The sequence below is a fragment of the Pseudomonas sp. PICF6 genome (genome assembly GCF_009831705.1).
GTDB lineage: Bacteria > Pseudomonadota > Gammaproteobacteria > Pseudomonadales > Pseudomonadaceae > Aquipseudomonas > Aquipseudomonas rhizophila.
The window spans coordinates 81,839-90,760 of sequence record NZ_WUUD01000030.1 but is presented as its reverse complement, the minus strand read 5'-3'; the positions used below and the strand labels follow the sequence as shown (position 1 = coordinate 90,760).

The window sequence follows — 8,922 nt, the reverse complement described above, 5'->3', positions numbered from 1 at the left end:
AAGCCCAAGGCACCGCCCATGGAACTGGCGTTGGAAAAACTCGGCCTGAGCCGCCCCGACGGCCTGCTCGAGGCCCACTCCCTGAGCCAGTTGCCCAAGGACTTGCTGGCGGTGCCGTTCCTCAAGGCCACGCTCACCGAGGATTTCGTCTTCTATTACGAAACCCATGCCGACCGCCTCGGGCTGATCGGCAGCCTGCGGCGGATCATCTACGAGCATGATCTCAAACTGCAGGACAGCCTGATCGAGCAGCTTTTCGACCAGCCGGCCGATGTAGCGCTATGGCGCGGCGCCGACGGGCGGCTCAAGGATTTTCTACTGGTGATGGATCGCGGTGGCCTGGCCAAGGTGCTGGAGCCGCTGGCAAAAGTGGCGCTGGATGATTCACAGCTCAGCCAGCTCGGTGAGATGAACGTGGCCGGCGACGTGGTGCCGGTCTATCAACTCACCTATAACGCCAGCAAAGCCCTGGTATTCGCTTCCCATGGCGACAAGCTGGTGGTGTTGTCCAATCCGACCAGACTCTACGACCTGGGAAGTGGCCCCACCGACGAACCCGGCATGGTCTCGACCCAGGCCCTCGAAGCGCTGCTGGCCGGTGAAAAACTCTTCCCCGAAGCCTTTGGCCTGCTGCCCAAGGCGCCTGAGGTCAAGCAACGCATCTCGGTCAATGCCAGCGTGCTCGCCATGGGCTACCAGCGATTCATCCCGAACTTCGCCGGGTTGCGTTTCGACATGGACGACAAGGGCTGGCACAGCTTCCTGGCCATGGACGAGCTGGAAGACCAGCCGGACTTCGACTTCAAGCCAATCTGGCAAGCCATGCCCATGGGCGCCAGCGCCTGTGTCGCTTTGCCCCTGGCCGCCGAACAACAAAAGCCATTGCTGGTGAAACTCGGTGCCGACGACAACGCGGCCCAGGTCATGATCGAGCACATGGCCGGCGCGGCGGGGCTGTGCTGGTACGCCGATTCGCGGCTTTACACACCACTGCTGGTGGCGAACCTGAACGATGACGGCGGCAAGCTCGATGCCGACCTGGGCAACCTGTTCGGTTCGATGGTGGGCGCCTACGAAAACAACGTGGCCGAACATGCGTTTCCCGTTGTTGAGACACAGGAAGGCCCGATGCACCGCTGGCAACGCCAGGTCAGCTCCAACTTCGGCCCTTACCCGGCCAAGGACGCCGCGCAGCCCGAGTCGATCACCGGCAAGGCGTTCATGCAAGTCAGTCTGGCGCGGCACGGTTCGACCCTGTTGTTTTCCCTCGACGACAAACTGGTAGACAAGGCCCTCGGCACCCTCGACAAACGTTTCCCGCCCATGGCCGACGTGGTGCCCAAGGACCTGCTGATGCCGGTCTACTTCGGCCCGGATGCCATGGCGCAACTGATGCAACGCGAAACCCTCGACAGCCTGCCCCAGGACATGGAACCGGTGTTCTACAACGCCGCGCAAACCTACCTGATTCCGAAGCTGCGCACCCTTGGCGGCTACGGCAAATACGCCCTGACGTTGCCCGAAGGCAGCGAACCGGACGGCCACTGGCAGTGGTTGCCACTGGAATGGAAAGCGCTGTGACCGGGTTGATCCGCCGCCCCGGATGGGTGTTGATGCTGGCGCTGCTGCTGGGCGGGCAGGCGTTGGCCGCTCAGACACCCGCGCTGGATGTGCAGCAATCGAAGGTCTTTCGCGCCTGGTTCGTGCGTATTGCCCAGGAACAACTGACCAAAGGCCCGAGCCCGCGCTGGTACCAACAGGACTGCGCCGGGCTGGTGCGCTTTGCGGCCAATGAAGCGCTGAAGGTCCACGACCAAAAGTGGTTGCGCAGCAATGGCCTGTCCAATCGCTACCTGCCGCCAGAGCTTGAACTGAGCGATGCCCAGCGACGTCTGGCCCAGCAATGGCAACAGGGCGGCGGCAAGGTCGGGCCCTACGTCAACGCCATCAAGCTGATCCAGTTCAACAGCCATCTGGTGAGCCGGGATGTCACCCAGGCCCGTCCGGGCGATCTGATGTTCTTCGATCAGGGCGATGACCAGCATCTGATGATCTGGATGGGCCGCAACATCGCCTATCACACCGGCACCACCACCCCAACCGACAACGGCATGCGCTCGGCAAGCCTGCAACAACTCATGAACTGGAAGGACACCCGATGGATACCCGACGCAGCCAACCCCAACTTCATCGGCGTCTATCGACTCAACTTTCTCTCCCAATGACCGGTGCCCGCATGCTGCGCTTGTGTTCAAAATTGTCCCTGCTGTTGGCCCTGTTGCTGGCGCCGATCGTTCATGCCGAAGACACTGTGCAGCCCAGCGGCTACACACCGTTGGCCGGTGAAAGCTTCTTCCTGCTGGCCGACAGCAGTTTTGCCAGTGACGAGCAAGCCATGGTCCGCCTCGAAGCGCCGGGGCGCGACTATCGGAAATTCCGCATGGAGCCGTACGGCGGTGCCGATATCCGCGTTTATCGCATCGAAAAACCGCTGGATTTCCTCAAGCGCCAGAAGAACCTGCACCGGGTGGTCAGCGACGGCCAGTTCAAGGGCGAAGGGCTGTCGAACACCCTGGCGTACCTGTGGGACAACTGGTACCGCAAATCCCGTCGGGTGATGCAGCGGGCGTTTTCCTACGAGTCGCGTCAGCAAGTCACCGAGCAAGTGCCGGAACTGAAAATGGGCAGCGCCATCGCCGCGCCGACGCCGTACGACGCGCAACCACAGTTCGCCTTGATTCCGGGTTTGCCGGTGGTCAGCCAGTTCCGTTATCCGCTCTGGCAGGCCAAGCCGATCCAGCCGCCAGCGGGGGTCAACCTGGCGGGTTCGTCGAGTGAGTTCATCAGCGTCGCGCCAGGCAACGTCTACGTGCCACTAGGCCAGTTGAAACCCGGTCTCTATTTGGTCGAAGCGCTGATCGGTAAATACCGGGCCACCACCATGGTGTTTGTCTCCAACACCGTAGCGGTGAGCAAGATCGCCGGGGACGAACTGCTGGTCTGGGCCGCGCGTAAACACGAAGGTCGTTCGGTGCCCAAGGTCAACGTACTGTGGACCGACGGTCTGGGCGTGATGAGCAGCGGCGCCACCGATGAAGACGGCTTGCTGCGCCTCAAGCACGTCAGCCCGGAGCGTTCGTTCGTCATCGGCGAGGACGAGGAGGGCGGGGTATTCGTCTCGGAAAACTTCTACTACGACAGCGAAATCTACGACACCAAGCTGTTCGCCTTCACCGATCGGCCGCTGTATCGGCCGGGGGACTGGGTGTCGCTGAAAATTGTCGGCCGTGAATTCAAGAATGCCCGGGACTCAGTGCAGCCGACGGCCGCCGACGTCAATGTCAGCGTGCTGGATGCCACCGGCACCGAGTTGCAGACCCTGGCCCTGAAGCTGGACTCCAAGGCCGGCACCCAAGGCCGTTTCCAGCTGCCGGAAAACGCCGTGGCCGGTGGTTATGAGTTGCGCTTTGGCTACAGGGACCAGCTCTACAGCAGTGCCTTTCGCGTGGCCGAATACATCAAGCCACACTTCGAGATCGCGCTGAACCTCGCCAAGCAGGATTACCGCACCGGCGAGCCGGTCAAGGGCGCTCTCGTGCTGCTGTACCCGGACGGCAAACCGGTGGCCAACGCCAAGGTGAGCCTGAGCCTGCGGGCCCAGCAACTGTCGATGGTGGATAACGAGCTGCAATATCAGGGGCAATTCCCGGTGGAGCTGACTAGCAGCGAAGTGACCACCGATGCCAAGGGCAGCGCCACCCTCGAACTGCCGGCCGCCGACAAGCCGAGTCGCTATACGCTCACTGTGTTTGCCAGCGATGGCGCGGCGTATCGAGTCAAGACCACCAAGGAAATTCTCATCGACCGTGGCGCGGCGAACTTTCGCCTGAGCGCGCCCCAGCGTTTCAGCGCCGCCGGCGAGAACGTCTCGTTCAGCTACACCAACGAGGGTGGCAACGCGCAAAGCAACGCCGTGACGCCGGGCAGCTACGCCTGGGTGCGGCTGGAAGACCAGACCACCGGCGAAGGCAAACTGGCGGCCAAGGACAAGGGCTTCAGCCTGACCTTCGAGCGTCCGGGCACCTACAACCTGACCCTCAAGGATGACCACGGTCGAGTCATTGGCGCCACTGGCCATTCGGTGACCGGCGAAGGTATCAAGGCCGTGCCGGGCACGGTCGAGATCGTCCTCGACAAAGCTCAGTATCAGGCCGGTGACGAAGCCCTGGCGCTGATCACCTTCCCGGAGCCGGTCAGTGATGCGCTGCTGTCACTGGAGCGGGACAAGGTCGAGGCCACGGCGCTGCTGTCCAAGGGCGGCGACTGGCTGAAAATGGAAAAGCTCAGCGACACTCAATACCGCGCGCGCATCCCGGTGAAAGACGCTTTTGCGCCGAACCTGACCTTCTCGGTGCTGTACACCAAGGGTGGCCAATATAGCTTCCAGAACGCCGGTATCAAGGTGGTCGCGCCGCAGATCGACGTCGCCATCGTTACCGACAAAGCCACTTATCGGCCTGGCGACACGGTGACCGTGGACTTGAGCACCCAGTTCGTCGGCAAGGCGATCCCGGCGCACCTGACCGTCAGTGTCGTGGATGAAATGATCTACGCCCTGCAACCGGAAGTGGCGCCCACCATCGATCAGTTTTTCTACCATCCGCGCCGCAACAACGTGCGCACCAGCGCCAGCCTGTCGTTCATCAGCTACGACGTCGCCCTGCCGGGCAGCCCCGGCGCGCCGGGCAAGGCCAACCGCAGCGAGCGCGGGGTCAAAGTGCTGGAGCGGCCTCGTCGTGAAGATGTCGACACTGCCGCGTGGCAACCGGAGCTGGTCACCGACGCCAACGGCAAGGCCCGTTTCACCTTCAAGATGCCGGACTCCCTGACTCGCTGGCGCATCACCGCCAGGGCCATCGCCGACGACGGTCAGGTGGGGCAGAAAAAGCAATTCATCGGTTCAGAGAAACCGCTGTACCTGAAGTGGAGCGGCCCGACCCGGTTCCGCAGTGGTGACAAACCGCAAATGGGCCTGTTCGCTTTCAGCCAGTCCGAACAGCCGTTGAAGGCCGAACTGCTGATCCGTTACGCCGGTACTGAACAGCGCGTGGTGGCGGACCTGAAGCACGGCATCAACTATGTGGCGCTACCGTCTCTGGAGTTGAGCAACGGCGACTTGAACGTGCAGTTGCAGGTCAATGGCGAAACCCAGGACACCCTGGCCGTGCAACTCAATGCCATTGGCAACGGTTGGCAAGTCACCCAGAGCCAGCGCCTTGACGTGGCGAGCGGTGACACACCGCTGAGCCTGCCGCTTGATGCCAGCGATATCCGCCTGCGCCTGGACGACAGCCCGCAAGCGCTGTTCCGTTCGGCCCTGGATGACTTGTTGAGCTACCCCTACGGCGGCGTCGAGCAAACTGCCAGTCGTCTGCTGCCGCTGAGCATCGCCTACCCGACCCTGGCGGCGAACCCGCAGATTCGCGATCGCTTGCGGCTGATCATGCAAAACAGTCGCCTGCGCCTGGTGCAAATGGCCGGGCCTGCGGCGAGCTTCACCTGGTGGGGCCAGGCTGGCGAACCGGATGCGTTCCTCACGGCCTACGCTTATTACGCCGACTGGCACGCCAGCCAGGCCCTGGACCTGAGCCTGCCGCCGGAGCACTGGCAGCGGGTGCTGGAGGTCTACGCCAAACAGGCCGGCGATACGCCGTTGCTGCAGCGTGCGCTGATCCTGTCGTTCGCCAAACAGATGCAACTGCCGGTGAACACCTTGCTCAGCGGCTTGATGGACGACCTGGCGAAAGCCGGCGAGGGCGGCGATTCGAGCGTGATGGACAGTGGCGAAGACAGCCTGGTCATGAGCGCGCCGGATTCGGCCCTGGGCTTGGCCAGCGCCCGCATGCTGACGGCGTCCCTCGCCAGGCAGGTGAAGGTGCCGCTGCCGGAGGCCTTCAGCCGGCAACTCGACGCCGCACAACAGCAAATGGAAGTCAGCTCCCAGCCGTTCGTCGAGGCCTTCACCTTCAAGCTCGAAGCCGTGGGCAGCAAGCCGCTGTCCAGTGACAGCCTTTATCTGGATGAAGTGATCATCAACAGCAAGGCGCCTACGCCGCTGCGCTACGGTATGCTCGAAGTGCCGCTGCCGCCGGGTGCCGATGTGGAGCGCACCACCTGGGGCGTCCAGTTGTTGGGCAAGGCCGGCAGCGAGCCGACTTCCCTGGAGAAGGCGCGCTTCGAACCGGGGCAGATGGGTTACGCGGTGCCGCTGGACGCCCTGAGTGGCGAGCTGCGCCTGCGGCATCTGGTGCGCTTCTCCCAGAAGGGCCAGTTCAGCTTGCCGCCGGTGCGTTTCACCCAGGTCTATGCGCCGCAGCATCAGGCTCGGGAACAGAAACCGGCGCTCGGTCAGGTCACGGTCAACTGACGTGCGCTGGCCGCGGCTTGGGTGGTTGTTGTGCTTGATCCCTGCGCTGGCCACAGCGCAGGAGGAACCGTTGCGCCTGGCTTTCGACGGTCAGTTGCTGCGGGTGAGCCAGACCCAGGTGCTGGACCGTCAGCCCTTGCCCGAGGCCTTGCAGGCGGCGCTGGGCAGTGTGTGGAAGCTATTTGTCTACGCATGGCTGGTGGACACCGGCGCTCGCGAACCGGCATATGAATGTCGCGGTGAGTCCAAAGAGGAAGTCTATTGCTGTAGCGCCGGGCAGAACATCGGTCGCGATCAGGCGTTGGTGAAATCCTGCGGCCTGTATTTCGAACCGCAGCGGCTTGGGCTTTCGGCTTCGAACTGGCGCGAGTACTGGCAGGCCCGCCAGGCGCCGTCGTGGCTGCTGGACCTGCCGAGCCTGCAACCGCAAAAACAGGTTCGCGTGGCTGAACTGCTCAAGGCACTGGCGATGCTGCCGGCTCAGGATCAGGCCCGTCGGGTGCTGCTGGATGTGGTGCTCAACGCGGCGGATGGGCGATTGGTCGGCCAGCTGGGCAGTCGTCTGCGGGTCAAGACCTGGAGTTGGCTGGGTGAACAGGATCCTTCATCGCGCCAGGGCGGCTTCGCCGGTTGGCTGGCTGACGGCACGCCGGTGTGGGCCGGTGGGCGTGGCACCAGCGAGCAGATATTGAAGGCATACGGTGATGGATTGGCTGCGGCGCTGCCGTCTCGTTGGCCAGCGGAAACGGGGCGATGCGTGGAAGTGGACCTGTTCGCCCGGTATCCCTTGCAACGGGTGATGGCGGGTGACCGGCCGGCCACCCCAGGCCCGCTGCGCGGCGATTACCGTGTCGAATTCGCCAACGGCAACCAACTGGATATCCACAGCGACGGCGAGTTGTTCCTGCTGCCCGGCAAGCTGGTGGCGCGACTGGATCGCGAAGAGTACGTCGCCCGGGTCCTGCAGCGCGAAGCCAAGGCTGAACCCATCGAAGCGGCCAAGGCCCTGGCTGTGGCGATCCGCAGCTACCTGCTGCAAAACGCCCAGCGTCACGGCGATTGCCTGAGCATCGATGACAGCAGTCATCGCCAGCGCGTCGCCCCACGTCCGGCGACGCCGCAAACCCGCGCCATCGCCGCCTGGACCAGCGATCTGGTGCTGGCGGGCACCGACGTGACCTACCACTCTGACCAATCCGCCCCGGACAAACTGTCCTGGGCGCAAGCCGTGGAGCAGGCCAGCGCCGGCCAGCGCTACGACGCCATCCTGCTGCATGCCTACCCGCGCGCCAGCCTCAGCCGCTGGGACAATCCGGTGGCGTCCTGTGAAGCGCTGCCCGCCGCCCAGGACTGGTTGTTGAAACAGCGACGCGGCTGGCGCCCCCGTCTGGCAGATGAAGTGGGTTACAACGAAATCAGCGCGTTTGCCGTCTGCCGTGTCGCCTTCGGCCGGCCCTATGTCGACCGCGAACGCCGGCGCATCTATGTGCGCGGTGTGCTGTCGCTGCAAGACCGCCTCGACCTGACCCACGAATACTTGCACCTGGCCTTTGAAGCCCACCCCAACGGCCAGGACGAAACCTACATCGAAGGGCTCGCCCGTCACCTCTTGCTGGAATAGACCATGACACTCCGTTATCCACAGGCCTTGCTGTTGCTCTGCGCTTTGGCCGTGTTGCCGCCAGCCATTGCGGGCGAGGGCATCAAACTCCACACCCCGGTCGGCGGCTGGCGCAGTGGCGCGCCGGGCGGTGAAGGCGAAAGCTTCAGCCAGACCGTCAACTACCCGGCTTCTTCGGTCAACACACCCCAGGGCCAGGCCAGCACCGCCCGCATCAGCGGCCAGATCAAAGGCACGCCCAAGGACAGTAACGAGCCGGGCAAACTCATCATCAATGGCGTGACCCTGCCGCTGAAACTCGACCCGCAAGGGCGCTTCGACCGGCCGTTCTCGTTCCCCAATGGCAGCAACAGCATCGAAGTGCGCAGCCCCAACGGCCAGCAACGCCACCGTACGCAATTTCTCAACACCAGCGGCGGCGCCACCCCGGCCAAACTGCGGGTCTTGTTGACCTGGGACAGCGACGGCACCGACCTGGACCTGCACCTCGTCACCCCGGACGGCGCCCACATCTGGTACGGCGACCGCGTCGTCCCCAACGGCGCCGCGCTCGACGTCGATGTCACCACCGGCTACGGCCCGGAAATCATCGCCATGCCCGCGCCGATCAAAGGTCAGTACCTGGTGTACGTGAACTACTACGGCGGCGGTTATCGCAGTGACGAGGACGGCGAGCAACAAGCGGCACAAGCCCTGACCACGGCGCAGATCACCGTCATCACCGAAGAGGGCACGCCAAGCGAGAAGATGGAAACCTTCGTGGTACCGATGCGCACGGCGGGGGAGTTGATGTTGGTCAAGAGCTTCAGTTACCCCTAAGGCCGCGCCAGAGTCGTTTGTGAGTGTGGGAGCGAGCCTGCTCGCGATAGCGGTA

At 63.6% G+C, this 8,922-nt stretch carries 5 protein-coding genes; all 5 read left to right on the top strand.

The genetic code is table 11. The features are described 5' to 3' along the window. A partial coding sequence (locus GSM73_RS20170; RefSeq protein WP_256677003.1) for a DUF2138 domain-containing protein occupies positions 1-1,581 on the top strand: 1,581 nt, incomplete at its 5' end. Continuing rightward, positions 1,566-2,225, top strand: a complete 660-nt coding sequence (locus GSM73_RS20165; protein ID WP_160893659.1) for a DUF1175 family protein — start codon at positions 1,566-1,568, stop codon at positions 2,223-2,225. The genes GSM73_RS20170 and GSM73_RS20165, both read left to right, overlap by 16 nt. After that, positions 2,222-6,427: an alpha-2-macroglobulin gene (locus GSM73_RS20160; RefSeq protein ID WP_160893679.1), complete on the top strand. Its 4,206-nt coding sequence runs from the start codon at positions 2,222-2,224 to the stop codon at positions 6,425-6,427. Before GSM73_RS20165 ends, GSM73_RS20160 begins: the two co-directional genes overlap by 4 nt. Further along, positions 6,366-8,048, top strand: a complete 1,683-nt coding sequence (locus GSM73_RS20155; RefSeq protein WP_256677002.1) for a DUF2300 domain-containing protein — start codon at positions 6,366-6,368, stop codon at positions 8,046-8,048. Before GSM73_RS20160 ends, GSM73_RS20155 begins: the two co-directional genes overlap by 62 nt. Positions 8,049-8,051: 3 nt before the next feature. After that, complete coding sequence (locus GSM73_RS20150) at positions 8,052-8,867, top strand: YfaP family protein (protein WP_160893655.1); 816 nt, start codon at positions 8,052-8,054, stop codon at positions 8,865-8,867. Positions 8,868-8,922 lie beyond the last annotated feature (55 nt).